This is a genomic window from Arthrobacter sp. B3I4 (assembly GCF_030816855.1).
Classification (GTDB): Bacteria; Actinomycetota; Actinomycetes; order Actinomycetales; family Micrococcaceae; genus Arthrobacter.
The window spans coordinates 2,212,442-2,233,728 of record NZ_JAUSYK010000001.1; the positions used below are offsets into that span (position 1 = coordinate 2,212,442).

A 21,287-nucleotide genomic window follows, 5' to 3' on the forward strand; every position below is an offset into this window, starting at 1 on the left:
CAGCCTCGCTCATTGTGTTCCTTCCTGGTGGGCGGTCAGCCCTTCGATCTGGTGGCAGGTCTGGCCCGCGGCAGCCATGCAGCAGTGCCCGGCATGCACCCGGGCCGGTTCCGTCCAACACCGGCAGGGCTCCCCGTCGCCGCCGGCCAGCGAGTTCAGGTGCTCCGTGTAGTCGCTCACAGGCCGGGCTCCTTTCTGACCAGTCCGGACCGCTCGGGCACTAATGCGCTGGCGTTCGGAAACAGGTCGGATGCGGCGGCGAGTTGTGCGACATCCTCGGCGTTGAGAGCGAACGAGTGCAGCCGGTCAGCTACCGCCTGAGCCTCATTGATGGAGGCTTGCAGCTTGTCCGCTTCTTTGCCGGCCATGTCACGCAGGCGATACAGGACGTCGATCAAGTCGCTCATGCCTTCACCCGCGGTTGCAGGTGCCGGCCGGGGACGAGTTGCTCCCCGAAGAGGCATGCGAGGCGGCGGCGGAGCGTCCAACGCGCCGCCCTCACGTCGTAGCCCCCTTCTTCAGGTCGTTGTATGCCCGGCCCCGCCAGTAGTCCCGGATATGGGCGCAGGAGTGGTCCCAGTCATTGCCGCCGTTCGCAGTGAACAGCTCAAGGGCCTTTGCGTTGACCCGATCCCGCTCTTCCTGCGGTATGACCCGGCGCGCTGACCAGTACCCGTCGCCTTCGTAGTCCAGTTCGATCTGGTGGACGCCCAGGCCGGCGTTCTCGGCTTCCTCCTGCATGGCGTCACTCGCGGAGTCAGCAGCTGTGGCGGCACAGTCGTTGGATTCGGTCATCCAGTCGCCTTCGATGTTCTGGTGAAGGACGCCATGGCGGGTGAACTCGCCGTCGTCTTCCTCGGCTTCAGTCGGACTGTAGTCGGCGCACTGCTTGCATTCCCACCAGACGCGGCAGCTGCCATCGTCCGGGCATTCGACGGTGAATTGCACCGAATCGATGTAGTCCTCCTCCGGAATGCCCTCCACGTCGGTGTTGGGCACTGCGGTGACGGTGACGGTGTGGGCGCTCATGCGGCTGCCAGCTTGTCGCGGAGGGGCTGCATCGTCCCGGCCTGGTAGGCGTCGAACGCCTGAGCGTAGGCGGCATGCGTCGGGTAGTCCCGCGGCTGCGGTGCTTCAAGGGCCGCCGAGAACAACGCGTTCCGGGCCTGCTGACGGGAGCTCATGCGACACACCCAAGCTTCGCGGCCCGGTACTCGGCCTCCACAGAGGCGAGGCGGGTCCGTGCCTCCTGCGCCTCGGACGCGGCGCGGGAAGCGTCAGCGTCCGCCCGCTCACTTGCGACCTTCGCAATACGGACCTGGCGGTACAGCTTCGCCGCCTCAAGTTCCGGCACAGGCTGCCGGGTGGTTGCTGGTGTGGTGGTCATGGGTTTCCTTTTCGTGGACCGGGGGAGTTGCAGCTCCGAATTGCCGGGATGATGTGTACTCGTAAGTGTAACAAGTTGAACTTGTTTGAGCAACGACTATGAGTCGATGTGGTCGCGGTTTCCGTTCAGGATCGCCACGAACTCGCCGAGCGTCATCGTCACCCACTGATCCTCCGGCCGGCCCTTCCCGTGCCGCTTGTGCACCACCACGCCGGCCAGGGCGTCATCGTTGCCCCGCTCCACCTCGGCCTCAGCCGCCCATGGGCCGAGCAGCGTCTTCGCCGTGTTCTTGCATTCGATGACGAGGCGCTGGCCGAGGTGCCGGAGCCCGGCGATGTCTCCGCGGTCCTTCGAGCCGTTCTTTGTCCTCCGTTCGATCCGGTCGTCAACATGCTTGTTCAGGTAGCCGGCCGTCAGCGTCTCGAACGTTGCGCCCTTCTGGCGGTGGTACTTGGTCATCGTTCCTGCTTTCGTAGATCAGTACTTGTGAGCGTAACGCGCTGTACGCGTTTCTGAGGGCCTAGCAACGGTTCGGACGGCCAACCACCCCGGACCGCCCGTGCGGACGCGTCCAGCCCGGCGCCGCGGCCCGCTCGCGATGCGCCGCACGGAACGCCTCCAGTTCCACCCGCGTGGTCTCCACCCACGACCACGCATCATCCCGCTGCAACTCCGCCGCCACCCTGTCCTGACCACCCGACGAACGGACCCGATCCGACCACGCCTCATACACGTCGAGGGCTTCCTGGTAGCGCGCTCGGAGGGTCTGCTCTGTGTGGTGTGTGGTTGCCCCTACGGGGTGGGTCTGGATGGTCATGCCTTCGCTCCTGTGCATTCGCAGTTGCCGTCTTCGTCGTGGTGGTCTTCGTCGGCGTCGTTGTGGATGAGTTCGGTCTGGCTGAAGACGAGGGGTCCGTTGCCGTAGGGGTCGAGGTACTGGGTGGCTATCGCTTCGCCGTCTGCCGCCCACGCGGTGATGTCGTGGCCGCGTCCTGGGCGCACTTCTTCGGCGTACACAATTCCCCAGAAGCCGAGGTGCGAGCCATGCATGTTCTCGACCCTGCGTGCGGCTAGTTCGAGCGCGGCCCTCTGCTTTTCGGTCAGTCTGGGGAGGTCGTGGTTCCAGATGCTCATGATGCTTGCTCCTTTTCGGTGTGGTGTTTGCCGAGTGCCTCTGTGGGCCTGAGTCCGGCTTTGATGTCTGCCCAGCAGCAGCGGCAGTTGTGGGCCTGGAAGGTTGGGTGGTCTTCGCAGGGCGGCCCTGGTGGTTGGGGGTTGGGGGTTTCGCCGATGGGGTGGTCCCAGTGGCGGCCTGGCTGGTAGATGACTGCGGGGGTGCGGGCGGTGTGTGTGCCGTCTGGGTTGCGGCGGTTCGCTGCGGTGACTGCTGCGAGGACGAGTAGCGGGTACGGGGCGGGGTGGTCCCGGTTCCGGCCGATGAGGGTCATGAGTGCTGGGGTGCCCCATTCGGGCCGGAGCTGGTGGAGGATCCCGGCCAGCGCCTCGGCCTGGGGTTTGGTGATGGGCTGGTGGTCAGTCAAGTGTTCACGTCCTTCCCGCGTCACTTAGGTGACGATTGACTGATTTCTTCTTACAACTGGTGAGTAAAAACAGTGATGAGCGTTATCTCTTAGGTGAGTAAGAGTGGTTAGTGGTTAATGGTGCTAATCCGCTGCTAAGGGTTTGCTATGGCAGGTGCTTTAGCAGGTGCTAACCGGTTCGGGAGGCTCGGCAGTACTCGCAGCTGATGTCGACGATGCCCTTTTTTTCGTGGTGCCTGGTGTGCGCCCCTATTGCCCCGGCGGTGGATTTCTTCGCCTTGTGCAGTTCGATCTCGACCTTTGATTTCTGGTGCACGAGGTAGTCGTGCATGTAGTAGACACCGGTGGTTTTGGTGGTTTCCACCCAGCCGTTGAGGAGCTCGTCGGCGACTTTCTTCCCTTGGGCGTGGAGGACGGCGTGCTCGATGAGGCCGTCCGTCTGGAACTCGTTGCAGGTGCCCCACAGCTCCAGCAGGTAGAGCTTGGCCTTGTCCGAGAGGCGTCGGAACTTTGGGTGCCGGAACAGCTCATTCGTGACCGTGATGTATGGCCGTTTGTCCTTGTCAGCCTTCTCCACGATGGTCCTTTCTGGTGGTGCTGAACCAGCCGCGCCCGTTTTGCAACAAGCGCGACTGGTTACTGCGGGCATGGCTAAACGGCGGCCTTGAAGGTGTTGTCTTCCACTGTGGCCAGGTCGAACAGGGTGGGCATGTCCTGCTTCCGTTCTTCGGCTTCGAGGTATTTGACGGAGTCGAGGAAGTATCCGGGGTTCAGTTCGCTCGACCGGCCCTGCCGGCCGAGCTTCAGGGCCCGGAGCGGGACGGTTCCGAGGCCGCCGAAGGGGTCGAACACGAGGTCTCCGGGGTTGGTGTACCGCTCGATGAGCCGGTCGACGATGTCGAACTGGAGCGGGCAGACGTGCATCTGGACGTTGCGGCGTTTCTGCTCGCCGTTGAGGGTGAGCATCCGGTTCACGTCGTGCCAGACATCCGGCGCCCAGGACCCGGGCATGAGGGACATGAACGTGGCCGGGAGCGCGCCCTTGCCCTGCAGCGCCTCGCCAATCCGGACGTGGGTTTCGTAGTCGTAGACCTCGGTCAGGGTCTGCTCCGTGAACAGCCTAGAGCGCTGCTCGACGGGCAGGCCTGCGAGCTCGTCAGGGGTGAGGTGCCGGTTGCCGCTGGAGCGCCAGTTCGCGTGTGCGTCGACCTGCCACCGTGCCAGCGAGTAGTCGTCAACGGACTTCACCACCCGGTCGTCCGCGTACCCCTTCGACCGGTCTGTCTGGGGCTTGTGGAAGAGCAGGATGTACTCGGGGGAGCCGACGCCCATCTTCGTGCCGTCCTTCCGCATCTCCGTGTAGCCGAGGCGGTAGGTCTGGTTGTTTTCGCGGACGACGTCGGTGACGACGGTGATCATCCCCATGTAGTCGAAGCCGTGCTTTACCCCGTGGAAGAGCGCCTCGGCATGGAACGGGGAGACCGTGGGGATGCCAGCGCCGGTGACGTTGCCGAAGTTGATCCGGTCCTTGACGTGGCAGGCGTAGATCCGGCCAGGCTTGAGGACCTTCAGCAGCTGCGGGGTGAGGAAGTCCATCTGCGCCCAGAAGTGGTCGTTGTCGTCGGTGTGCCCGAAGTCGCTGTAGTCGGGCGTGTACTCGTAGTGGTTGGAGAACGGGATGGATGTGACGATCATGTCGACACTGTTCTCGGCCATGTGGTGGGTGGTTTCGTCCACGCAGTCGTTGTTGGCCAGGGTCCAGCCTTCGCCGAAAGTTTCGATGCGTTCGACGCCCATGGTGCGGGTCAGTGCTTCGGTGATCGAGTTCCGGGAGAGGCCGTACTGCTTGATGATGTCGGTCATGGTGGAGGTCAGCTCTCTGTGTTGCGCCCATTTGTCTTTCAGGGCGGTGACGACTTCGCCTTCGGATTCGGCGTGGATGAGGTGCGCGGTGCAGGGGCGGGTCTGGCCGAAGCGTTGGATGCGGTGGCAGGCCTGGATGGTGTCGTTGAACTTGTAGGTGACGCCGGCGAAGACGGCGACGTTGGCCTGCTGCAGGTTCAGGCCCTGGCCGAGCATCACAGGCTTCCCGATGAGGGCGTAGGTCTCCTTGTCCCGCCACTGGTCGAGGCGCCGCTCGGCCTCATCGGTGTCGAGCGAGCCGTGGACACTGGAGTAGCTGATGCCGGCGGCTTTGAGGGCCGCCTCGATCGCGTCCTGTTCGGCGTTGAGGTCGCACCAGAGGATGATCTGGCCGTCGTCGCTCGCATGGTGCGCGGCGACCATTTCCATGAGCTTCGCGATCCGGGCGGGGAGGCTGTCACGTTTCTCCTTGGCCACCCCCTGCAGGTCTTTGGCGCCGCCGCGGAAGAGCCGCGCCTGCCCGTCGCGATCGACTCCGGCCGTCGTGTGGTCCACGGGGACCTCTACCCAGTCGATGGCCAGCGGCGGCAGATCGTAGCCTTCGTCGGAGTAGCCGAGGTCGGAGGGCTTTTGCAGGAAGATCGACCACGAGTTCAGCCACATGAAGAACTCTTCCCGTTTGTGCGGGTAAAGCGTGAGGTTGTTCGCCTGCGTGGAGTCGCGCTGGAACCACCGGGTGAGCGCCTGGCCGGTGTCCATGACGCCGAGGAACCCGGCGTAGTGGATGAGCTCCTTGTACCGGTTGGGTGACGGGGTCGCAGTGGCCACGAACCGGTAGGCGACGTCGGCGAAGAGGCTGAGGAAGGTCTGGTAGGTCTTGGAGCCGAAGCTGCGCAACACCCCGGCCTCGTCGAGGCTGACCGCGGTGAACTCGTTGACGTCGAGTTTCCCGTCGCGGACGGTCTCGTAGTTGGTGATGTAGATGCCGTCGCCGTCGATGTCCTCAGCCCGGCGGATGAAGCGCACGTCGATGTCGAGTTTGCGGCCGTCGCGGATGAACTCGCCGCGGACCCCGAGGGGCGCGACGATCAGGGCCCGGCCGCCGGCGTGCGCGAGGGTGAGCCGCAGCGTCTCCAGCTGCATTATGGACTTGCCCATGCCGAACGCGGCGAAGATCGCCCGCCGCCCGCCTTCGACCGCCCAGCGGACAATGTCCCGCTGGTGGTCTTTCAGGATGGGGTTAACGGCCGTCGCCGGGACAGGCTGGCCATAGTCACGTTCGAAGTCGGCCTTCGCCTTCAAGAACTCGGTGTACTCGCTCATGAGGCCACCAGCGTTTCCGCCATGCAGGCTACGAGGTCACGGGCGGCCGGGGGTGTGACGGCGTTGCCGGCCATCTTGACCTGTTCGCGTTTGTTGCCGAGCATGATGTATTCCTTCGGGAAGGCCATGCCTGCCTTGATTTCGTGGGGTTCGAGCATCCGGAACTCGCAGTTGTCGATGTCGGGGACTTTCCATTCGGCCAGGCCGTGGTGGAGCCCGTTGGCGGCGAACGTGTCGAGCGGCTGCCCGACGTCCTTGGGTGCGTTGGTGCCGCGGAGGGTGGTGATCATCGCGAACCGGTCATGCGTGGTGATGGTCGGGATTGCCTTGGAGGTGGGGTGCATTTGACCGTTGCCGTAGTACTCCATGAGCATGTGGTCCCGTGGCGCCGTGAGGACCCCGGTCTCGTTGCGGGTGGTCTGGGTCCGCATCGCCTCGTGAACGGCCTGAGCCTGTTTCCCTTCGCGGCCCTCCACGGGAATGAGCAGCGACTCGTGCAGGCCGCCGGCCACGAGGGTCCGGAGGGGATCGCCGACGGTGGCCGTGCGGGTGTTGTCCGATCCGCTCAGGTTGTTCACGATGAGTGGGGTCAGGAGCCCCCGCGTGTAGCTCGTCGTCTGCGTGGCGAACGCTTCACGATCGACCGGTGTCAGGATCTGCGAGCCTCGCACGGAGTCGATGGCCAGGCGCTGGTTGCCGTACTTAGCGAGCCCGGCCCGGATCCGCGCCAGAGTCTTGTCGGCGAGGGGGCGCTTTCGGTCCCCGATGCGCTCGCCGCGCAGTGACCAGTCGATCGCGTGGGAGGCCGGCAGCCAGCCCGGCTCGACAACCTGGTTACGGCAGGCGGCCTTCGGGCAGCGGTAGACGTACTGGGCCCGGTAGCGTCCCCACTGCTCCGTCTTCTTGAACACCTGCAGCGCGTCCACGATCTCGTCGCAGCTCGAGCAGTAGGCCTTGGGCCGGAAGTACTTTTCCACGTCCGGCGCCTTGTTGCCTTTGAGCCAGAAGAGCACGTACATGCGGTCCCTGGACTGGGGTGCGGGGAGGCCGCCGTGCTGGGCGTGCATGGAGTTGAGGTACTGGATGCGGTGTTCGTAGCCGAGTGACTTCATGGCCATCAGCCAGGCGTCGAACATGACCCATTTGGCGGCGTCTACAACGTTCTCGGTGATGATGGCCCGGTACTTGTGGACTTCGGCGAACCGGGGGACATCCCACATGGTGGCGCGGGATCGGTCGGCGGCCTCGTCGGGCAGGGCGTCGCCGAACAGGTCGGGCTGGTTGGTGATGCGCTTCCGGCCCTTGGCCACGGAGTGGTTGGTGCATTCGGGGGAGGCCCAGAGGATGTCTGAGTGGCCGATGTAGCGGGGGTCGGTTTCTTTGATGTCGGCCTGGACGTGGATGGTGTCCGGGTGGTTCGCGTTGTGGGACTCCAGTGCCTTGTCCCAGTGGTTGAGGGCGGTCTTGACGGTGATCCCTGGGAGCGACGTCGCTCCGGTGGAACTGCCGCCGGCGCCGCAGAACATGTCAGTCATGGTGAGGCTCATGGTGTCTTCCTGAATTCGTCGGTGAGGTGGTTGCAGGGTTCGTAAACGCAGCTGGCCCAGAGGGTCAGACCGTGCGCGTGCTCGTGCCAGTCGGAGAGTCGTCGGCGGTTCGTCTCGTGGTCGGGAACGTCCGTGTCGTCGTAGCTGCCGCCGCAGTCGTCTTCGTGGTGGTAGCCGAGGGCTTCGAGGTCTTCTTTTTCGATCTCGAAATCAACGTCGACGTCCACCGTTTTCGAGCCGCTGAGGGTGCGGCCTTTCCGCCACTGGTAGTCCCGGTTCCATTCCTCTCGGGGAAGTTCCAGCACGGCCTTCTGCTCGGCGCGCTTGGCCTGGGTAAGGGTCTTCCGGATCTCGGCCAGCTTCTGGGCTGGCGTCTGCTCGGCCATTAGAGCCTCACCGGCATGAGGAGGTGGCGGAGCCCTTCTTGGCCGGATACGAGGGCGGGCTTCTTGGTGTTGTCCTGGAAGCCGAGGACGACGGCGGACGCCGGGGTGACGGCCAGCGACCATGCGAGGTACATCGGGTTGAACGCGACCTCGACGTCGTCTCCGGAGACGAGGCACTGGATGGTTTCGGTACCCGTAGCGTCTTCGCCGGTGCCCGCGTCCACGGTCATGGAGCCGTCTTTGGTGGTGAGCCGGACCGGGGTGTTGCGCTCGGCAACGAGGGAGACGCGGCCGAGGACGTCGGCGAACTCTGCGCGGTCCACGGTGACGTCAGTCGCGGTCGTGTCCGGGAAGAGGGTCTTGATCTTGGGGAAGTCGCCGTCGAGCATGATCGCCGTGGTGGCGCGGTTACCCGTGCGGATGCCGACGAGGTTCCCGTCCGCAAGGAAGGACGCTTCCCCGGCCAGAGTCTTGACGACGTCGGTGAGCCAAGATGCACGCACCAGGAGGTCGACGTCGCCTCCGGCGGGCTGCCAAGGGATGGTGACCTCGGCTAGTCGGTACCGGTCAGTCGTGCGCATGGTCAGCTCGTCGCCATCGGAGACGATCTGCACGCCCATGAGGACGGGCACCGAGTCGTCGGTGGAGGCGGCGCCGATGACCTGGCCGACGGCCGCGGCGAACACGTCGCCGTCGATCTTGCCCGCAACGGGCGGGAGGTCGGGCATGGGCGGGAACTCGGAGACGGGCATCGCGGCCATGGTGAACACCGCCGATCCGGCCGTGAGCGTGGCCCGGCGGTCGTCGACTGTCACGGTGACGGTCTTCTTGCCGAACTTTCGGATGATGTCGGTGAACATGCGGCCCTGCAGCAGGACCGTGCCCGGCTCGGCCACCTCAGCAGCGACCTGGGTGCGGGCGGACTTCTCGTAGTCGAAGCCGCTGATGCGGAGACCGCCCTGCTGGGCTTCGATCAGGAGGCCGGAGAGGACGGGGACTGGAGGGGCGGGCGCTGATGCCCTTGGAAGCGAATGCGGCGGCGTCGGCGAGGGCGTCCGCGGTGAGGGTGAATTTCAAGGTGAGGTCACTTTCGTAGTGGGAGCAGCGTTCTTAGTCGGAGCAGCGGCACTCGGCCGTTTGCGGGTTGATGACCCCGTTGCAGGACGGGCAACGTTCCTGCCCGCTCATGCGGCGTCTGCCCGGTGGGTGATGTGCTCTTCGATGAGGTCTTTGCGGAGCCCGTACCAGTGGTGGTCGCCGTCGAGGGTCGAGACGTAGACGACGGGGGCGCCGGTGTAGCCGAGGGTCTCCTTGACGTAAGCAAGAGCGCTGGCGTCCACGGTGACGTCGACTTCGGTGTAATAGATGCCTGCGTCGTCGAGTTTCTTCTTAGTGATCCGGCAGGGCTGGCACTGCGGCTTGCTGTAGAGGACGACGGCGACGCCGTCGCGTGCCTGGATGCGCTGGGTGAGGTCGGTGACAGTCAAGGGTTCTCCTAGTTGGACTGGTAGCGGACGCCTGCGACTGGTTTCCCAGGGCAGGCGTCCGCGAGGGGTCGGGGGTGTTTAGTAGGGTGGTTCGTCGTCGGCGCCGTTGGCCCATCCGCCGGCGGTGCTCGCTCCGGGTGTGGCCCAGGCGTCCGGCGAGTTATTGCCGGTCGAGCCCTGATTGCCGCCCCAGCCGCCACCGGAGCTCTGGTTACCGCCGCCCCCGGCAGCATTCTGCCGCTGCGTCCGGTTCACCTTGGCGTTCGCGTACCGCAGGGACGGGCCGATCTCGTCGACCTCCAGTTCGATCACGGTCCGCTTCTCGCCCTCCTTAGTTTCGTAGGAGCGGGACTTCAACCGGCCAGACACGATCACGCGCATGCCCTTCGTGAGGGACTCGGCCACGTTCTCAGCCGCCTCCCGCCATACCGAGTAACGAAGGAACAGGGTCTCCCCGTCGACAAACTCGTTCTTCTGCCGGTCGAACGTCCGCGGCGTCGAAGCGATAGTGCCGTTTGCGACCGCCGACCCTGAAGGGGTGAAGCGAAGCTCGGGATCGTTCGTGAGATTGCCGATCACAGTGATCGTGGTTTCGCCCGCCATCAGTTCGACGCCCCTGCAAGCCACTGCGCGTCGGCGTCCAGCTCGCCCTGCTCATCGACCGGCGGGTTCTCGGCCTCTTCGATGAACCGTGAGGCTTCAGCCTTCGTCAGGTCCTTGGACGTTACGATGGCTCGGCCCGTGAAGTTGGAGAGCTCCGCCAGACCGGATTCGCGGTCGCTGGCGCCGAGCTTGCCGAGGATGACGTGGATCTTGGTGAGTTGGGCAGTGGTGGCCAGCGGCTCGGCGGGCTGCTCCGACTCAGGCTCATCCTGCGGGGCCTCGTGGACTACGTTGGGGAGGTCCGGTGTTGGCGCAGCTGCTCGCTTGATGGTGCGCTTCGCCTTGGGCGCCTCAGTCTCGGCCGGCGCCTGTTCGCCGAGGTCGTCGAGCTCGACCTCTTCGACCGACGTCGCCGCGATACCGGTGAGCACGTCGGGGGCGATGACACGGCAGATCTCGGCCTGGCACTTCGCGGTGAGCATGCCGATGGGGTCAGTCTGGTACTTCTTGTTCGAGGTGTACCCGGCCTTCTGTGCGCGGGCGATGGTCCACTCCACGCGGGTGAAGGTGGTCTCGCCCTTGCGGCGGCCTTCGTAAATGACGCGCTGCTCGGTCGCTTCGATCCGGCGGATCGTGTGCCCTGCCTGCATGACGAGGGCGGCCATGGTGCGGGCGTACATCGAGGGGCGTCCGGAGACGACAAAGATGTTCGCCAGCGCGTTCATCGGGTCGAGGCCCAGAGACTTGCCAGCGAGGATCGCCGCGGCCGCGGCTTCCGGCTTCCCACGGAACGATGCGGGCACGAACTCGGTGCTGCACAGCGCGGTGCCGAGCTGATGGGCGGCGCCGAGCTCCTGCGCCCACTCCATGAGTGACACGGTCGCGGGGGTCGGCGCGAGGCCGGCGGCGTTGAATGCGGCGACGGGGGCCGCCTGGGGGATTGCTACTTCGCTCATGCTTCGATCGCTTTCTGGTAGCGGCTGCGGATGCCAGCCTGCATGGTTGTGAGTGTTTCGATGAGGAGTTCAACGGTGGCGGGGTTGAGGAGGATCTCGTGGTCGCCGCTGGGGTGGCGCTTGCGGTCCCAGGTATCGAGGGCGATGCTTTCGTCCTCGTAGTAGAGGGAGAGGCCGCGCTCGTGTTCGTGGTCGACGTACTCGAAGGTGGCCATCACGCTGCAACCTGGGCGGCTGGCGTGACCGGGGCGCCGACGATGGCTTCCCGGAGCTTGGTGGTCTTGTGGGTGTAGGCCGCGGCCAGGAACATCGCGTAGTGCCCCTTCATCTCGTCCCGGTTCTTCGCGAGCGGGTACAGGGTGGTGCCGAGCGGGGCGTCCCCGTACCGGGCGTTCTCGCCGGCCCGGTCCATGGGCGTCACGTGGGCGACGTAGGTCGCCACGATCTCCGGCATGGGGTGCTCATTGCCGTCCTCGTCCATGTAGAACTCGGCGAGCGAGTAAGCCCCGCATTGCAGCCCGGTTTCGCCGTAGACGAACTTGGAGGTCTTGAGGTCGATCATGACCGGCATACCGTCGTTCAGCAGGGGGGAGGTGGCGATCATGTCGAACTTCCCCGCGTACCAGTCCTTGCGGGACGCGACCGGCCGCTCCATGAGGAGCGGGGTGATCTGGAAGCGGTCAAGGAAGTCCGCGTAGCCCTCGACGTACCCGGCCAGCTCATCCGGGACGCCTTCGACGGTGCCGGTGGTGGCCAGGGCTTCGGCGAAGTCGTGCACCGCGGTGCCGCGAACGCCTGCGTCGTCGCGGACCTTCGCCGGGATGGCTGCCAGTTCCCGGACCATGTCGACGTCGTCCCGGCTGCGGAGCGAGTCGATCTCCGCCGGGTTCGCTTCGACGTACTCGGCAACGGTTTTCCCGGCCCAGTAGACGAGTGCCGGCTTCGGGATGCCGCCATTCAGGATGGTGGTAACTCCGGTGACGGGGAGCCCGTCGAGCTTGTACCGGTGCCCGTTGTGGGTGAAGGTCAACCCCTTCGGCGGAATTTTGGTCTTGGTGGTCATCGTGTCAGCTCCAATTTCTGGGCCCGGGCGTCGATCCCGGGGCGGGCGGGGTGCGTGTAGTCGGGGGTGGCGTGCTGCGGGGTTGGGTCTTCGTGGCCGGGGCAGAAGCAGACGTCCAGGCGGCAGGTCTCGCAGCGGTAGTGGCCGCCGCAATAGCAGACCGTCATGACAGGTCCGTTCCGCAGGCCGAGCACGTCATCGCGCCCTTGTCGTACGTGGTGGCCGGGTGCTCGCAGGCGTTCACAGTCCGGCCAGCTTCCCGGCGATCAGGACGGTGCCCGGGAGGACGAGGAAGGCGGCCAGGGCACCGAGCCCGTCGCGGACCCATTCGCCGCGTGCGGTGAGGTGGATGCGCTTGCAGATCATGGCTGCTCCTTCTTTGCTTCCGCGTGCTGGATGCTGTTCTGACCGGTGATGGTGCAGATCTGGGCGAGAGTCTGGGCCTGGGTGAGTTCGCCGCGGAAGTGCCGGTCAAGGACGGCGTTGATCTGGTCGATCGCGTCGTGGTCGTTCACGCCGCGAGCTCGTATCGGGTTTTGAAGCTGGAGACGACGTCGTTGATCGCTGTCGTCAGCTCGGATTCGAAGTAGTCGGCGAGCTCGGCGGAGTTGTCGAGGGTGCCGGCGGCGTTGACCACGAGCATGTCGTGCGTGTTGTCTGCCAGCCGGGCTAGGTCGTCGAGCCAGTTGAAAGCGTTTTCGACATCAGACGGAAGCACGAAGATTTCGAGTGCGCCGGTCAGGCGGCAGGCGAGACGCTCGGCGTCCTGGTCGGCGTTGTTGTGGGATTCCCAGTACCCTACGATCAGATGCCGTGCCACAGCTACGGCCTGTTCTTTGGTAAACTCGTACTCGTTCATCGAAGTGATCCTTTTCGTGGTTTCGGTGGGCGTGAGGTCCATGGGTTGCAGCCCGTGGACCTCTTTTTGTTGATGACCCGACTCTATCTACTACTTGTGACAAAAACAAGCGCAACTTGTTTTTACGCCGCGTTGAGCGGCGGCTTATCCCTCAGCTGGTACGCCCACTGCGCCGACGAGCCCAGCACGGCGGCCACCTCTGGGGCAGTGCAGCCAGCGTCGAATGCCTGCCGCACGGCGGCCCGCTTCCGATCCTGGGCCGCGGACGCAGCTGACTCCGCCTCCACCGCAGCCTCGTGCGCTGACGCCAAGGTGCTAAGCGCTTCATCCTTGCTCACTGGTTACTCCTCGTCGCCTGGTAGTGGTCGATCGCTTTGGGTGGGATCCGCCACGGGCTCGTCTTTCCGCCCGTCTTGTACGCCCCGCGGAGGGCCTGCGTCTGGCAGTGCCGTTTGATGGTTTGGACCGGTTCGGCCAGCATCTCTGCGACTTCCTGCAGCGTGTACGCCCGGCGGGGGAGTGTTGGGCTAGGCGCCGGCATCGGGCACCCCTCTCCATGCGTGGAGGAACCCTCCGTGCCGTGACTTCCTGGTGCTGGAGGAGTAGTCCGCCTTGGTGATGATCCCGCGGCGGCTCGCCGTCCCGAAGACGCTGCCCCACTGGTTGGGATGCGGGGGCTCCCCAACACCTCGTGCCCGGAGTGTGTCGGCGGTGAAAGTGGCCCCTGATTTGGCCAGGGCTTCAAGGTGGTCGAAGGCGTTCGCCTTCCAGTCCTCTTCGAGGACGGCTGCTTGCGTCACGAGAGCTCCGCTTCTGTTGGTTTGGTGAGTGTCCAGCCCATGAGCGTTTCCAGATCGAGTAGGGCGTTGTGGAGTTCGTCGGCCGTGACCATTGCACAGGCGTTGCCTTCGATGAGGTCTCTCAGTGCCTGGGTCGGTGCGGCGACAGTGGTGATCGTGGATGTGTCTGCCATGGGTGTCCTGTCTGGGTTAGGCGTTGGCGAGCTGGCGTTTGGTGCCTGCCGCGTTTGTCATTCTCGGCACGCGTGAGTCGACGTTCTTGATGAAGAGCTCGTCGACGTCACGGCGCAGCCATTTGGCGATTTGGTTTGCAAGGTCCTCGGAGCACTGCGTCATGGTCCCGCATTCGAGTGCGGAGATCGCAGCCTGGGTGCATTTGCAGAGCAGCGCTAGCTGGCGCTGCGAGTAGCCTTCACGTTCCCGACGCTTCTTGAGCGTGGCCGTGCTGATGGGCTTCATAAAGACCTCCCCCCGGAGTCGTGTTCTTGGCCGGCGTACTGAGCAGCGCCGGTCCTTGAGTTTTCCTTGGTACATGTACATCTTTCATCCTTTCGCATTTGCTGACAAGTGAAGCGTGCCGCACTTGTCGCTTACTTGTCAACAACACGCGCTTGTTTGCCCCGCAAATACAGGGATGCAGGGGATTTACTTGTATTTGGAAAACTTTCGATTGTTGGCACAAGTAGTACAACCGGTATGAGGATGAAGCCCATGGACAGCACACCAAAGACGTTGAAGGAAATCGCCCAGGCGGCTTCCGACAACAACGGGGGCGCTAGGGGGCGTCAGCTGGGCCGAATAGCAGAACGAAAAGGTCTCACACTGTCCTACACGACAGTCGACAAGATCATTGCCGGCACGTACACGTCACGTCCGAGCCGCAAGACCTTGGAGGCGCTTTCGCGACTATCAGGAGTACCAGTGGCACAGGTTTATGAAGCAGCCAACGAAGTACCGCCGCAAGCCCGGCTTGCCGACCAGCTTCCCCCGGACGTGGACACGCTATCGCCCGAACAGCGGAAAGTGATCATCGACATAGCCCGCGTGTTCCTCAAAGAGAACCGCACCATCCGGCGCCTCGAACTCGAGGTCGCCAGCACCGAGACCAACCAGGACGACTACCGGCTCGCAGCCCGCGAAGCCGACGAACACATCGGGCACGACCAACTGCCAGAAGATACGTAGGGGGACCATTGAAACGACACCTCGTCGTCGTGACAGTTGTGGCCGGCATGGCACTGGCCGGCTGCGGCGTCACCAAAGACGCCGAATACAAGGACATCAGCGAGCTGGGCAAGGCGTACGAGCAGGCCGTCGGCGACGGAGTGAAGTGCTCGGGCACGGCACCGAACATCGAGAAGAACGGCTGGACCCAGGACCAGTGCGGACCCACGGGCATCGTCATGATGTTCACCTCGGATGCCAAGCGCGAGGAAATCAAGCAAAAGAACCCCCTGAAGGCTGGCCGGCGCTGGGTGCAAGGAAAGAACTGGCTGATCGCCGCTGACCAGTACCAGGCAGAGAAAGCCCAGAGCGCCCTCGGCGGCCAGCTGCTTACCAGCTAGCCCATCCGTCGCCAGCTCCACAAGCATCACCCACGAAAAGGACCACACCCATGTCAGAAGGTAAGGCGCTGCAAAGCCTCATCAAAAACCTCCGCGGTGAGCGGAACAACGTAGAGTTGTCCCGTGACTGCGGGGGCATCCCCACCCAGTCCCGGCTCCAGCAGATCTCCACCGCTCCCATCAAGCTCTTCCCGGACCCGGAAACCATCCTGGGCCTGGCCCGCGGCCTCAACGTCACCGTCGGCGAAGTGGTCGGCGCCTGCGCCAAGGACCTGGGTCTCAACATGGGTGGCCCGGACGAATCGGCCCTCGTGCTGGCCGGCGCCCGCGACCTCCCGGATTCCGCGCAAAACCTGCTGGTCGGCATGTCCCGGGAACTGCAGTCGGCCTACCGTTCCAAAGCCTCACGCTAAAACTGTCAGACACCCGCTGTAAGTTCTTGCCCCATGGGGTTCGAACGGAAAGCGGAGGAGATGGGCGTCCGCATCGTATCCGGATACCCGCCGCATGGCTGGTGGGGAAGCTACGACCCGGACCACCACCGCATCACCCTCAGGCCCGACCTCGGCTACGTGCAGCTGCGCTCGACGGCCTGGCACGAACTCGGGCACGCGCACTACCGCCACATCGGTTGCACCCCTAAGCAGGAGCAGCAGGCCCGCGCATGGGCCGCCCCGCCACATCATCCGCCCGGCCGCCTTCATCGACGCTGCCCGCATCACGGACGACCTCGTGTCCATCGCGCACCGGCTCCACGTCATGCCCGACGATGTGCGCGCCTTCGAACAATCCCTCACTCTGGAGGAACTCATCTACTTCCGAAAGGAGATCAATGGACACGCTGACTGGCCGCGATAAAGGTCTGATCCGGCTCGCGGCCGCACCATTCAAATACCCGGCCGCCCGGGAACGGCAGGCCCGCGAAGAATACGCCCTGTCCGGCACGCGGTTCTGGCAGGAAGTGAACCGGATCCTTGACCTGCCGGATGCGTACGCCTGGAACCCGCAGGCCGTCGGCAGGCTCAAGGACCAGCGCACGCAGACCCGGCAGCGACCTCCTGTGCGGAGGCTGGTCTGATTGGCCAGGGTAGAAGACCTCTGGGTCCGGAAAGACAGAACCCGCACACCCGTCTACGGCAAGGGCATGCGCTACCGGGCCGAGTGGACCCCTCCGGGGGAGAACAAGCACCGCAAGAGCTTCGCCACGAAGGCGGCGGCCATGGACTTCCTCGCCGAGCAGGTCACCGGGATCAACCGTGGCACCTACGTGGCGAAGCGCCGCAAGGTCCTGCTCGCCGATTACGCCGACACGTGGCAGAAGAACCAGCTGCATCAGCGCCAATCCTCGCGTGGGCAGATCGCCCCAAAGTTCAAGCACTACATTCTGCCCAGCTTCGGGCACCGGGCGCTGGACGCTATCCAACGCGCCGATGTGCAGGAAGCTGTGGGGGAGTGGTCCGCAACGCTGGCCCCGTCCACGGTGAAAGTCACGTACGGGTACTTGGCGTCCATGTACAAGGCCGCGGTCCTTGACGGCGTTGTGGCCGTGAGTCCGTGCGTGGGGATCCGGCTGCCAACGGTGGAGGACGTCGCAGTCGTGCCGTTGCGCACGGAGACGGTGCAGGAGCTGGCTGACAGGATCTGGCGGCCGTACCGGCCCATGGTGGTGTTCTGCGCCGCTACCGGCCTGCGATCCTCCGAGCTGCGCGGTCTGACCTGGGACCGGGTCGATTTTGACGCATCGATGATCAGTGTGGACAGGCAGCTCGTGGGGAACAATTCGTCCGCCCCGGAGTGGGGTCCGTTGAAAACGAAGTCCAGTCGGCGCCGAATCCATGTTGGCGCCCAGACCATGCAGCTGCTCAAAGATCTCCGGGAAGGGCCGCAGGGTGCTGGGGACGTCGTGTTTCACTCGTCCGGCAGGGCGATCATGAGGGGCACCGCAGGGGAGGCATGGCGCGACGTACGGAAGAAGGTGGCGGGTCTGGGTGACGGGTGGCATGAGCTCCGCCACTATCACGCGAGCCAGCTGATCTCCGGGGGCATGTCCGTCGTGGCCGTTGCCCACCGCCTCGGACACAAGGATGCGACGGAGACGTTGAAGACCTACGCGCATTTGTGGCCGTCGGATGACACCCGGGCGGCTGCCCTAACGGATGGGCTGATTAGCCTGGTTGCCCATGATTTGCCCATGACCGGGCCGGAATCCCCACAGTAGCGGCGAATTAGTCAGAACCCGGCGTATCGGTCAACCCATCCCACCAACCGCAAGAGGCCGGCACCGACGGTGCCAGCCTCTTGGGGGTTAAAGCCGAATATCGGAGCAGGCCTAGACCCGCCGCTTCACCCAGCCCCATACCGCTGTGGCGACAAACAGGACCAGGCCGATGATGGCCAGCCAAAGCAGGCCCTTCACGACGAAGCCCAGGATCGAAAGGATGAGCCAGATGACAAGTAGTGCAACGATGAGTCCCATTCGGCCATCCTACGTCGGGGGACTCGGGAGGGCGTGCAAGGGCGTGTGAGTGATTTCACGCCGTCCCCGCCCGTCGGTACCACAGGGCCGCCCTAGAATGGAGAGTGAACGTAGAAGTTCTGCCATCGGTTCTGCGTTCGCAGCCGGTGGCTTTCTCTTTGCGCTCGACGCAGGCGGGCGGGGTGGACCGAATCCCCGTGCCGCCCAGGTTCCGGAGACCCGCCGGCAGCCGACTTCCACGTACGAGGACGTATGTGGTGGATTCTAGGAAGGTAGTTCTGTGAGCCAGACGTCAGATTCTTGTCTTGATACGTGGATGGGCCGGGAGGCGCTCGCCGAGGCCATGATTCCGGTGATCGGCCGGCTGTACCGCGAAAACAACGTGGTGACGTCCATCCATGGCCGGAGCCTGATCAACAAGTCCACCATGAACATTCTCAAGGCGCACCGCTTCGCCCGCCGGATGAGCAAGGAAGAGCTGCGCCTCGAAGAGACCGCGCCCCTGCTCGATGCCCTCACCAAGCTGGACCTCGGCGCTGCCGCCATCGATATCGCCCGGCTGACCGAGAAGTACCGCGCCGAAGGCAACGGCGCCAGCCTGGACGAGTTCCTGCGCGAGGAACTCGCCGACGTCGTCGGCAAGCGCGGCGGCGACGACCGCACCAGCACCGACGTCGTTCTCTACGGCTTTGGCCGCATCGGCCGGCTCCTGGCCCGCCTCCTGATCGAAAAGGCCGGTGGCGGCCACGGGCTGCGGCTGCGCGCGATCGTCGTCCGCCGCGGCTCGGACAATGACCTCAGCAAGCGCGCCAGCCTGCTGCGCCGTGACTCGGTGCACGGCTCCTTCGAGGGCACCATCAAGGTCGACCTGGAAAACGACACGATCACCGCCAACGGCGTCCAGATCCAGGTCATCTACTCGGACAACCCCGCCACCGTGGACTACACCGCCTATGGCATCCAGGACGCGCTGGTGGTCGACAACACCGGCCGCTGGCGCGACGCTGAGGGCCTGTCCCAGCACCTGCAGAGCAAGGGCGTTGCCCGCGTGCTCTTGACCGCTCCGGGCAAGGGCGAGCTCAAGAACATCGTGCACGGCATCAACCACGCGACGATCACCGACGAGGACAAGATCGTTTCGGCGGCGTCCTGCACCACCAACGCCATCACGCCGGTGCTGAAGGCCATCAATGACCGCTACGGCGTCGTGCACGGCCACGTTGAGACGGTCCACTCCTTCACCAACGACCAGAACCTGATCGACAACTTCCACAAGGGCGACCGCCGCGGCCGGTCCGCCGCGCTGAACATGGTCATCACCGAGACCGGTGCTGCCAAGGCAGTGGCCAAGGCGTTGCCGGAGCTGCTCGGAAAACTGACCGGCAGCTCCATCCGCGTGCCCACCCCGGACGTATCGCTGGCCATCCTGAACCTGAGCCTGGAAAACGGCACCACCAAGGATGAGGTCAACGACTACCTGCGGGAAATGTCGCTGCACTCCGAGCTGCGCAAGCAGGTGGACTACATCGATTCGCCCGAGGTGGTCTCCACCGACTTCGTCGGCTCCCGCCGCGCCGGCATCGTTGACGGCCTCGCGACCATCTCGAACGAGAAAAACCTTGTGCTGTACGTCTGGTACGACAACGAGTTCGGCTACAGCTGCCAGGTGGTCCGCGTTATGGAGGAAATGGCCGGCGTGAACCCCCCGTCGTTCCCCGCCAAGGACGCCGCCGCCGTTCTTGAGGCCGCAGGCCTGCCGGTCCAGGTCGGCTAGCCACCCAGGGTTGATCTTTCCCGGCCGTTTCTCTGGAATCGGCCGGGAAAGCGAACCACAATGGAGCCATGGAACAGAACCCGGCTCTGGAACACGAAACAACCCTCGAGCATGCGCTCGACGTCGCGCGGAAAAACGCCAAAGAAGCCAAGCGCCTCGTCGACGACGCACGCGCCAAACGCGCCGCCGGCGAGATCGACGACGCGCGGGTCAGCCAGCTGGAAGCGCTGCTGAACCTTGCCGACGAGGACCTCCGCCGGGTCACCAGGGAGCAGTAAGCCCCGGGCCCGCACGGCTGTGCAGCCGTGCAGCCTGGTCAACGGCGGCGGACGGCAACCCGCGACGGCACTTGTCCTGCACATTGTGGATAAGCGGCAACCGCACCGTGATCCCGCCTACGCTGTTGGGGGTGCAGCAGGCCCACGCCGTGCGGGACTCCCCGTGACCGCCACTTGGAACGACTTCCGGCGCGCACGGCGCCGGTCCCGCCAGGCGTGGGTCCTGTTGGCTGCCGGGGCGCTGGCAACGCTCGCAGCGCTCAGCTGGTTCTTCACCGTTGGCCAGTTTCTCCTGGCCGAACCGCCGCCCGCCGGGCCCACGGAAGCCCCGGTTCTGGCGGCAGGCTGGATGAAAGCCGTCGACGCTGTCCAGTCCGTACCTGCCGGCCGTGCCGCCGACGTGCTGGAAACCCTGCCGGTCAAAGGCCGGGCAGCGGGAAACACCTACGACCGCAGCGTCTTCGGCCAAGCCTGGCTCGACGTCGACCGCAACGGCTGCGACACCCGCAACGACATCCTCCGCCGTGACCTCACCGGCGCCCGCTTCACCGACGGGTCCCGCTGCCGGATCGGTGCAGGAACCTTCCAGGAGCCCTACACCGGCCGGACCACCCAGTTCCAGCGGGGGACGGACTCCAGTAAAGCGGTGCAAATCGACCACGTCGTCGCCCTCGGGGACGCCTGGCAAAAGGGTGCCCAGCAGCTCTCAGCCGTGCAGCGTCAGCACCTGGCCAATGATCCGCTGAACCTCGTGGCGGCGGACGGCCAGGCGAACCAGGACAAGAGCGCCGCCGACGCCGCCACCTGGCTGCCGCCGAACAAGTCCTTCCGCTGCCACTACGTCGCCCGGCAGATTTCGGTCAAGGCTGCCTATCGGCTATGGGTGACGCCGGCTGAAAAGGACGCGATGAAGCGTGTTCTCGGTGCTTGCCCTGGTCAGCAAACCATCGTGCCGCACTGAGGCCCCGCGCTGAGGCCCCGTGCTGAGGACCCGGTGAAATTTAGTCCCGTTGACCGGCGTCCCCGCTTCACCTTGCCACCGGTAGAAACTGTCATCGACCTCTACAAGGTGATGCCTTAGGTGCGCCAGCCTGGAGATTTTCAGCCTTCTAGGTGAGACGTGCGGCCAGTTCCTGGTAAGCGGGGTGAAGTTCTTGCCACCTGGCCCGCGCGTCGCAGCGGTCGCGGCCCGCTAGGAAGGCGGCAAGATCTTCGAGGTGAATCTGGTCTCCTGCTCCGTAGGCGGCGATCTGCGCCAGGGGCAGGCCCTGGTCTTCCAAGACCAGGATGGTCTGGCCGCCGTCAGTGGCTAGGGTGACCTCGATGATGCCTTCCGGTTCGTCCGGAGAGCTGGTCAGGATCATCAGCCGCTGCCGGGG

At 64.8% G+C, this 21,287-nt stretch carries 37 protein-coding genes and 1 pseudogene; 8 read left to right on the forward strand and 30 right to left on the reverse strand.

All coding sequences use genetic code 11. The annotated features are described in order from the left end of the window. Window positions 1-9: 9 nt before the first annotated feature. From QFZ61_RS10480 to QFZ61_RS10610, 28 genes and pseudogenes are all read right to left on the reverse strand, one after another. Window positions 10-180, reverse strand: coding sequence for a hypothetical protein (locus QFZ61_RS10480; protein WP_307035783.1), 171 nt, complete (start codon window positions 178-180; stop codon window positions 10-12). Then, window positions 177-407 (reverse strand): hypothetical protein, encoded by a 231-nt coding sequence (locus QFZ61_RS10485; RefSeq protein WP_307035785.1) that lies wholly within the window; start codon window positions 405-407, stop codon window positions 177-179. The genes QFZ61_RS10480 and QFZ61_RS10485 overlap by 4 nt, the downstream gene beginning before the upstream one ends. Before the next feature lie 91 nt (window positions 408-498). Further along, a complete protein-coding gene (locus QFZ61_RS10490) occupies window positions 499-1,029 on the reverse strand; it encodes a hypothetical protein (RefSeq protein ID WP_307035787.1) in 531 nt (176 codons plus the stop codon). Continuing rightward, entirely contained in the window at window positions 1,026-1,184 is a 159-nt protein-coding gene (locus tag QFZ61_RS10495; RefSeq protein ID WP_307035790.1) for a hypothetical protein, read from the reverse strand. The genes QFZ61_RS10490 and QFZ61_RS10495 overlap by 4 nt, the downstream gene beginning before the upstream one ends. Further along, window positions 1,181-1,387 carry a hypothetical protein gene (locus QFZ61_RS10500; protein WP_307035792.1) on the reverse strand — a complete coding sequence of 69 codons (207 nt, stop codon included), beginning with the start codon at window positions 1,385-1,387 and terminating at the stop codon, window positions 1,181-1,183. Before QFZ61_RS10500 ends, QFZ61_RS10495 begins: the two co-directional genes overlap by 4 nt. Before the next feature lie 96 nt (window positions 1,388-1,483). Further along, window positions 1,484-1,846, reverse strand: a complete 363-nt coding sequence (locus QFZ61_RS10505) for a hypothetical protein (protein WP_307035794.1) — start codon at window positions 1,844-1,846, stop codon at window positions 1,484-1,486. Window positions 1,847-1,907: 61 nt separating this feature from the next. Next, on the reverse strand, window positions 1,908-2,204 hold the full coding sequence (locus QFZ61_RS10510; RefSeq protein ID WP_307035796.1) for a hypothetical protein: 297 nt from the start codon (window positions 2,202-2,204) through the stop codon (window positions 1,908-1,910). Further along, window positions 2,201-2,521 (reverse strand): hypothetical protein, encoded by a 321-nt coding sequence (locus QFZ61_RS10515; RefSeq protein ID WP_307035798.1) that lies wholly within the window; start codon window positions 2,519-2,521, stop codon window positions 2,201-2,203. Before QFZ61_RS10515 ends, QFZ61_RS10510 begins: the two co-directional genes overlap by 4 nt. Further along, entirely contained in the window at window positions 2,518-2,928 is a 411-nt protein-coding gene (locus QFZ61_RS10520; protein ID WP_307035799.1) for a hypothetical protein, read from the reverse strand. Before QFZ61_RS10520 ends, QFZ61_RS10515 begins: the two co-directional genes overlap by 4 nt. A 169-nt stretch (window positions 2,929-3,097) precedes the next feature. Next, entirely contained in the window at window positions 3,098-3,505 is a 408-nt protein-coding gene (locus QFZ61_RS10525; RefSeq protein ID WP_307035801.1) for a hypothetical protein, read from the reverse strand. Window positions 3,506-3,579: 74 nt separating this feature from the next. Beyond that, window positions 3,580-6,114 carry a DNA methyltransferase gene (locus QFZ61_RS10530; RefSeq protein ID WP_307035803.1) on the reverse strand — a complete coding sequence of 845 codons (2,535 nt, stop codon included), beginning with the start codon at window positions 6,112-6,114 and terminating at the stop codon, window positions 3,580-3,582. Further along, the gene (locus QFZ61_RS10535; protein ID WP_307035805.1) at window positions 6,111-7,661 is read right to left on the reverse strand and encodes a DNA cytosine methyltransferase; all 1,551 of its coding nucleotides are present in this window, start codon (window positions 7,659-7,661) and stop codon (window positions 6,111-6,113) included. The genes QFZ61_RS10530 and QFZ61_RS10535 overlap by 4 nt, the downstream gene beginning before the upstream one ends. Next, window positions 7,658-8,047: a hypothetical protein gene (locus tag QFZ61_RS10540; RefSeq protein WP_307035807.1), complete on the reverse strand. Its 390-nt coding sequence runs from the start codon at window positions 8,045-8,047 to the stop codon at window positions 7,658-7,660. Before QFZ61_RS10540 ends, QFZ61_RS10535 begins: the two co-directional genes overlap by 4 nt. Then, window positions 8,047-9,039: pseudogene (gene dnaN, locus QFZ61_RS10545) on the reverse strand (DNA polymerase III subunit beta); the annotation flags it as partial. The gene QFZ61_RS10540 and the pseudogene dnaN, both read right to left, overlap by 1 nt. Window positions 9,040-9,231: 192 nt before the next feature. Next, window positions 9,232-9,534, reverse strand: a complete 303-nt coding sequence (locus QFZ61_RS10550) for a glutaredoxin family protein (protein WP_307035809.1) — start codon at window positions 9,532-9,534, stop codon at window positions 9,232-9,234. A gap of 78 nt (window positions 9,535-9,612) precedes the next feature. Beyond that, window positions 9,613-10,137: a single-stranded DNA-binding protein gene (locus QFZ61_RS10555; protein ID WP_307035811.1), complete on the reverse strand. Its 525-nt coding sequence runs from the start codon at window positions 10,135-10,137 to the stop codon at window positions 9,613-9,615. Beyond that, a complete protein-coding gene (locus QFZ61_RS10560) occupies window positions 10,137-11,093 on the reverse strand; it encodes a hypothetical protein (RefSeq protein ID WP_307035813.1) in 957 nt (318 codons plus the stop codon). The genes QFZ61_RS10555 and QFZ61_RS10560 overlap by 1 nt, the downstream gene beginning before the upstream one ends. After that, window positions 11,090-11,308 carry a hypothetical protein gene (locus tag QFZ61_RS10565; RefSeq protein ID WP_307035815.1) on the reverse strand — a complete coding sequence of 73 codons (219 nt, stop codon included), beginning with the start codon at window positions 11,306-11,308 and terminating at the stop codon, window positions 11,090-11,092. Before QFZ61_RS10565 ends, QFZ61_RS10560 begins: the two co-directional genes overlap by 4 nt. After that, a complete protein-coding gene (locus QFZ61_RS10570) occupies window positions 11,308-12,156 on the reverse strand; it encodes a hypothetical protein (RefSeq protein ID WP_307035817.1) in 849 nt (282 codons plus the stop codon). Before QFZ61_RS10570 ends, QFZ61_RS10565 begins: the two co-directional genes overlap by 1 nt. Continuing rightward, window positions 12,153-12,323 (reverse strand): hypothetical protein, encoded by a 171-nt coding sequence (locus tag QFZ61_RS10575; protein ID WP_307035819.1) that lies wholly within the window; start codon window positions 12,321-12,323, stop codon window positions 12,153-12,155. The genes QFZ61_RS10570 and QFZ61_RS10575 overlap by 4 nt, the downstream gene beginning before the upstream one ends. Window positions 12,324-12,396: 73 nt before the next feature. Continuing rightward, on the reverse strand, window positions 12,397-12,522 hold the full coding sequence (locus QFZ61_RS10580) for a hypothetical protein (RefSeq protein ID WP_307035821.1): 126 nt from the start codon (window positions 12,520-12,522) through the stop codon (window positions 12,397-12,399). After that, window positions 12,519-12,671 (reverse strand): hypothetical protein, encoded by a 153-nt coding sequence (locus QFZ61_RS10585; protein ID WP_307035823.1) that lies wholly within the window; start codon window positions 12,669-12,671, stop codon window positions 12,519-12,521. Before QFZ61_RS10585 ends, QFZ61_RS10580 begins: the two co-directional genes overlap by 4 nt. Beyond that, entirely contained in the window at window positions 12,668-13,015 is a 348-nt protein-coding gene (locus tag QFZ61_RS10590) for a hypothetical protein (RefSeq protein ID WP_307035825.1), read from the reverse strand. Before QFZ61_RS10590 ends, QFZ61_RS10585 begins: the two co-directional genes overlap by 4 nt. 122 nt (window positions 13,016-13,137) lie before the next feature. Continuing rightward, the gene (locus tag QFZ61_RS10595) at window positions 13,138-13,353 is read right to left on the reverse strand and encodes a hypothetical protein (RefSeq protein ID WP_307035827.1); all 216 of its coding nucleotides are present in this window, start codon (window positions 13,351-13,353) and stop codon (window positions 13,138-13,140) included. Beyond that, window positions 13,350-13,556, reverse strand: a complete 207-nt coding sequence (locus tag QFZ61_RS16965) for a helix-turn-helix domain-containing protein (protein ID WP_373427148.1) — start codon at window positions 13,554-13,556, stop codon at window positions 13,350-13,352. The genes QFZ61_RS10595 and QFZ61_RS16965 overlap by 4 nt, the downstream gene beginning before the upstream one ends. Further along, window positions 13,543-13,815, reverse strand: coding sequence for a hypothetical protein (locus QFZ61_RS10600; protein WP_307035828.1), 273 nt, complete (start codon window positions 13,813-13,815; stop codon window positions 13,543-13,545). Before QFZ61_RS10600 ends, QFZ61_RS16965 begins: the two co-directional genes overlap by 14 nt. Next, a complete protein-coding gene (locus QFZ61_RS10605) occupies window positions 13,812-13,988 on the reverse strand; it encodes a hypothetical protein (protein ID WP_307035830.1) in 177 nt (58 codons plus the stop codon). Before QFZ61_RS10605 ends, QFZ61_RS10600 begins: the two co-directional genes overlap by 4 nt. Window positions 13,989-14,004: 16 nt before the next feature. Further along, the gene (locus tag QFZ61_RS10610) at window positions 14,005-14,274 is read right to left on the reverse strand and encodes a helix-turn-helix transcriptional regulator (RefSeq protein ID WP_307035832.1); all 270 of its coding nucleotides are present in this window, start codon (window positions 14,272-14,274) and stop codon (window positions 14,005-14,007) included. 252 nt (window positions 14,275-14,526) lie between these two features. Here QFZ61_RS10610 and QFZ61_RS10615 point away from each other — a divergent pair, with 252 nt between their 5' ends. From QFZ61_RS10615 to QFZ61_RS10635, 5 genes are all read left to right on the forward strand, one after another. Continuing rightward, on the forward strand, window positions 14,527-15,000 hold the full coding sequence (locus QFZ61_RS10615; RefSeq protein WP_307035834.1) for a hypothetical protein: 474 nt from the start codon (window positions 14,527-14,529) through the stop codon (window positions 14,998-15,000). 8 nt (window positions 15,001-15,008) lie between these two features. Then, window positions 15,009-15,380 carry a hypothetical protein gene (locus QFZ61_RS10620; RefSeq protein WP_307035835.1) on the forward strand — a complete coding sequence of 124 codons (372 nt, stop codon included), beginning with the start codon at window positions 15,009-15,011 and terminating at the stop codon, window positions 15,378-15,380. 50 nt (window positions 15,381-15,430) lie between these two features. Beyond that, window positions 15,431-15,793, forward strand: a complete 363-nt coding sequence (locus tag QFZ61_RS10625; protein ID WP_307035838.1) for a hypothetical protein — start codon at window positions 15,431-15,433, stop codon at window positions 15,791-15,793. Between the two features lie 419 nt (window positions 15,794-16,212). Continuing rightward, a complete protein-coding gene (locus QFZ61_RS10630; protein ID WP_307035840.1) occupies window positions 16,213-16,458 on the forward strand; it encodes a DUF3263 domain-containing protein in 246 nt (81 codons plus the stop codon). Then, on the forward strand, window positions 16,459-17,598 hold the full coding sequence (locus QFZ61_RS10635; protein WP_307035842.1) for a site-specific integrase: 1,140 nt from the start codon (window positions 16,459-16,461) through the stop codon (window positions 17,596-17,598). It abuts the gene before it with no gap. A 111-nt stretch (window positions 17,599-17,709) separates the two neighbouring features. On the opposite strand, the gene QFZ61_RS10640 is transcribed toward QFZ61_RS10635, so the two are convergent. Then, the gene (locus QFZ61_RS10640; protein ID WP_307035845.1) at window positions 17,710-17,856 is read right to left on the reverse strand and encodes a hypothetical protein; all 147 of its coding nucleotides are present in this window, start codon (window positions 17,854-17,856) and stop codon (window positions 17,710-17,712) included. A 280-nt stretch (window positions 17,857-18,136) separates the two neighbouring features. Between QFZ61_RS10640 and QFZ61_RS10645 the strand changes: the two genes are divergently transcribed. The 3 genes from QFZ61_RS10645 to QFZ61_RS10655 all read left to right on the forward strand — a co-directional run bounded on the left by QFZ61_RS10645 (window position 18,137) and on the right by QFZ61_RS10655 (window position 20,869). Continuing rightward, on the forward strand, window positions 18,137-19,630 hold the full coding sequence (locus QFZ61_RS10645) for a glyceraldehyde-3-phosphate dehydrogenase (RefSeq protein WP_307035847.1): 1,494 nt from the start codon (window positions 18,137-18,139) through the stop codon (window positions 19,628-19,630). 68 nt (window positions 19,631-19,698) lie between these two features. Next, on the forward strand, window positions 19,699-19,908 hold the full coding sequence (locus tag QFZ61_RS10650; protein ID WP_307035849.1) for a hypothetical protein: 210 nt from the start codon (window positions 19,699-19,701) through the stop codon (window positions 19,906-19,908). Between the two features lie 163 nt (window positions 19,909-20,071). Then, complete coding sequence (locus QFZ61_RS10655; protein ID WP_307035851.1) at window positions 20,072-20,869, forward strand: HNH endonuclease family protein; 798 nt, start codon at window positions 20,072-20,074, stop codon at window positions 20,867-20,869. 148 nt (window positions 20,870-21,017) lie between these two features. On the opposite strand, the gene QFZ61_RS10660 is transcribed toward QFZ61_RS10655, so the two are convergent. Then, window positions 21,018-21,272 (reverse strand): hypothetical protein, encoded by a 255-nt coding sequence (locus QFZ61_RS10660; RefSeq protein ID WP_307035853.1) that lies wholly within the window; start codon window positions 21,270-21,272, stop codon window positions 21,018-21,020. Window positions 21,273-21,287: the final 15 nt, after the last annotated feature.

Bases quoted from the DNA above. Each gene is read 5' to 3' on its own strand.
- QFZ61_RS10535 (WP_307035805.1), bottom strand. From the start codon at position 7,661: ATGAGCCTCACCATGACTGACATGTTCTGCGGCGCCGGCGGCAGTTCC.
- QFZ61_RS10560 (WP_307035813.1), bottom strand. From the start codon at position 11,093: ATGAGCGAAGTAGCAATCCCCCAGGCGGCCCCCGTCGCCGCATTCAAC.
- QFZ61_RS10485 (WP_307035785.1), bottom strand. From the start codon at position 407: ATGAGCGACTTGATCGACGTCCTGTATCGCCTGCGTGACATGGCCGGC.
- QFZ61_RS10500 (WP_307035792.1), bottom strand. From the start codon at position 1,387: ATGACCACCACACCAGCAACCACCCGGCAGCCTGTGCCGGAACTTGAG.
- QFZ61_RS10570 (WP_307035817.1), bottom strand. From the start codon at position 12,156: ATGACCACCAAGACCAAAATTCCGCCGAAGGGGTTGACCTTCACCCAC.
- QFZ61_RS10630 (WP_307035840.1), top strand. From the start codon at position 16,213: ATGGACACGCTGACTGGCCGCGATAAAGGTCTGATCCGGCTCGCGGCC.
- QFZ61_RS10505 (WP_307035794.1), bottom strand. From the start codon at position 1,846: ATGACCAAGTACCACCGCCAGAAGGGCGCAACGTTCGAGACGCTGACG.
- QFZ61_RS10605 (WP_307035830.1), bottom strand. From the start codon at position 13,988: ATGGCAGACACATCCACGATCACCACTGTCGCCGCACCGACCCAGGCA.
- QFZ61_RS10650 (WP_307035849.1), top strand. From the start codon at position 19,699: ATGGAACAGAACCCGGCTCTGGAACACGAAACAACCCTCGAGCATGCG.
- QFZ61_RS10615 (WP_307035834.1), top strand. From the start codon at position 14,527: ATGGACAGCACACCAAAGACGTTGAAGGAAATCGCCCAGGCGGCTTCC.
- QFZ61_RS10640 (WP_307035845.1), bottom strand. From the start codon at position 17,856: ATGGGACTCATCGTTGCACTACTTGTCATCTGGCTCATCCTTTCGATC.
- QFZ61_RS10625 (WP_307035838.1), top strand. From the start codon at position 15,431: ATGTCAGAAGGTAAGGCGCTGCAAAGCCTCATCAAAAACCTCCGCGGT.
- QFZ61_RS10530 (WP_307035803.1), bottom strand. From the start codon at position 6,114: ATGAGCGAGTACACCGAGTTCTTGAAGGCGAAGGCCGACTTCGAACGT.
- QFZ61_RS10490 (WP_307035787.1), bottom strand. From the start codon at position 1,029: ATGAGCGCCCACACCGTCACCGTCACCGCAGTGCCCAACACCGACGTG.
- QFZ61_RS10590 (WP_307035825.1), bottom strand. From the start codon at position 13,015: ATGAACGAGTACGAGTTTACCAAAGAACAGGCCGTAGCTGTGGCACGG.
- QFZ61_RS10580 (WP_307035821.1), bottom strand. From the start codon at position 12,522: ATGATCTGCAAGCGCATCCACCTCACCGCACGCGGCGAATGGGTCCGC.
- QFZ61_RS10515 (WP_307035798.1), bottom strand. From the start codon at position 2,521: ATGAGCATCTGGAACCACGACCTCCCCAGACTGACCGAAAAGCAGAGG.
- QFZ61_RS10495 (WP_307035790.1), bottom strand. From the start codon at position 1,184: ATGAGCTCCCGTCAGCAGGCCCGGAACGCGTTGTTCTCGGCGGCCCTT.
- QFZ61_RS10565 (WP_307035815.1), bottom strand. From the start codon at position 11,308: ATGGCCACCTTCGAGTACGTCGACCACGAACACGAGCGCGGCCTCTCC.
- QFZ61_RS10610 (WP_307035832.1), bottom strand. From the start codon at position 14,274: ATGAAGCCCATCAGCACGGCCACGCTCAAGAAGCGTCGGGAACGTGAA.
- QFZ61_RS10540 (WP_307035807.1), bottom strand. From the start codon at position 8,047: ATGGCCGAGCAGACGCCAGCCCAGAAGCTGGCCGAGATCCGGAAGACC.
- QFZ61_RS16965 (WP_373427148.1), bottom strand. From the start codon at position 13,556: ATGCCGGCGCCTAGCCCAACACTCCCCCGCCGGGCGTACACGCTGCAG.
- QFZ61_RS10510 (WP_307035796.1), bottom strand. From the start codon at position 2,204: ATGACCATCCAGACCCACCCCGTAGGGGCAACCACACACCACACAGAG.
- QFZ61_RS10660 (WP_307035853.1), bottom strand. From the start codon at position 21,272: ATGATCCTGACCAGCTCTCCGGACGAACCGGAAGGCATCATCGAGGTC.
- QFZ61_RS10555 (WP_307035811.1), bottom strand. From the start codon at position 10,137: ATGGCGGGCGAAACCACGATCACTGTGATCGGCAATCTCACGAACGAT.
- QFZ61_RS10575 (WP_307035819.1), bottom strand. From the start codon at position 12,323: ATGACGGTCTGCTATTGCGGCGGCCACTACCGCTGCGAGACCTGCCGC.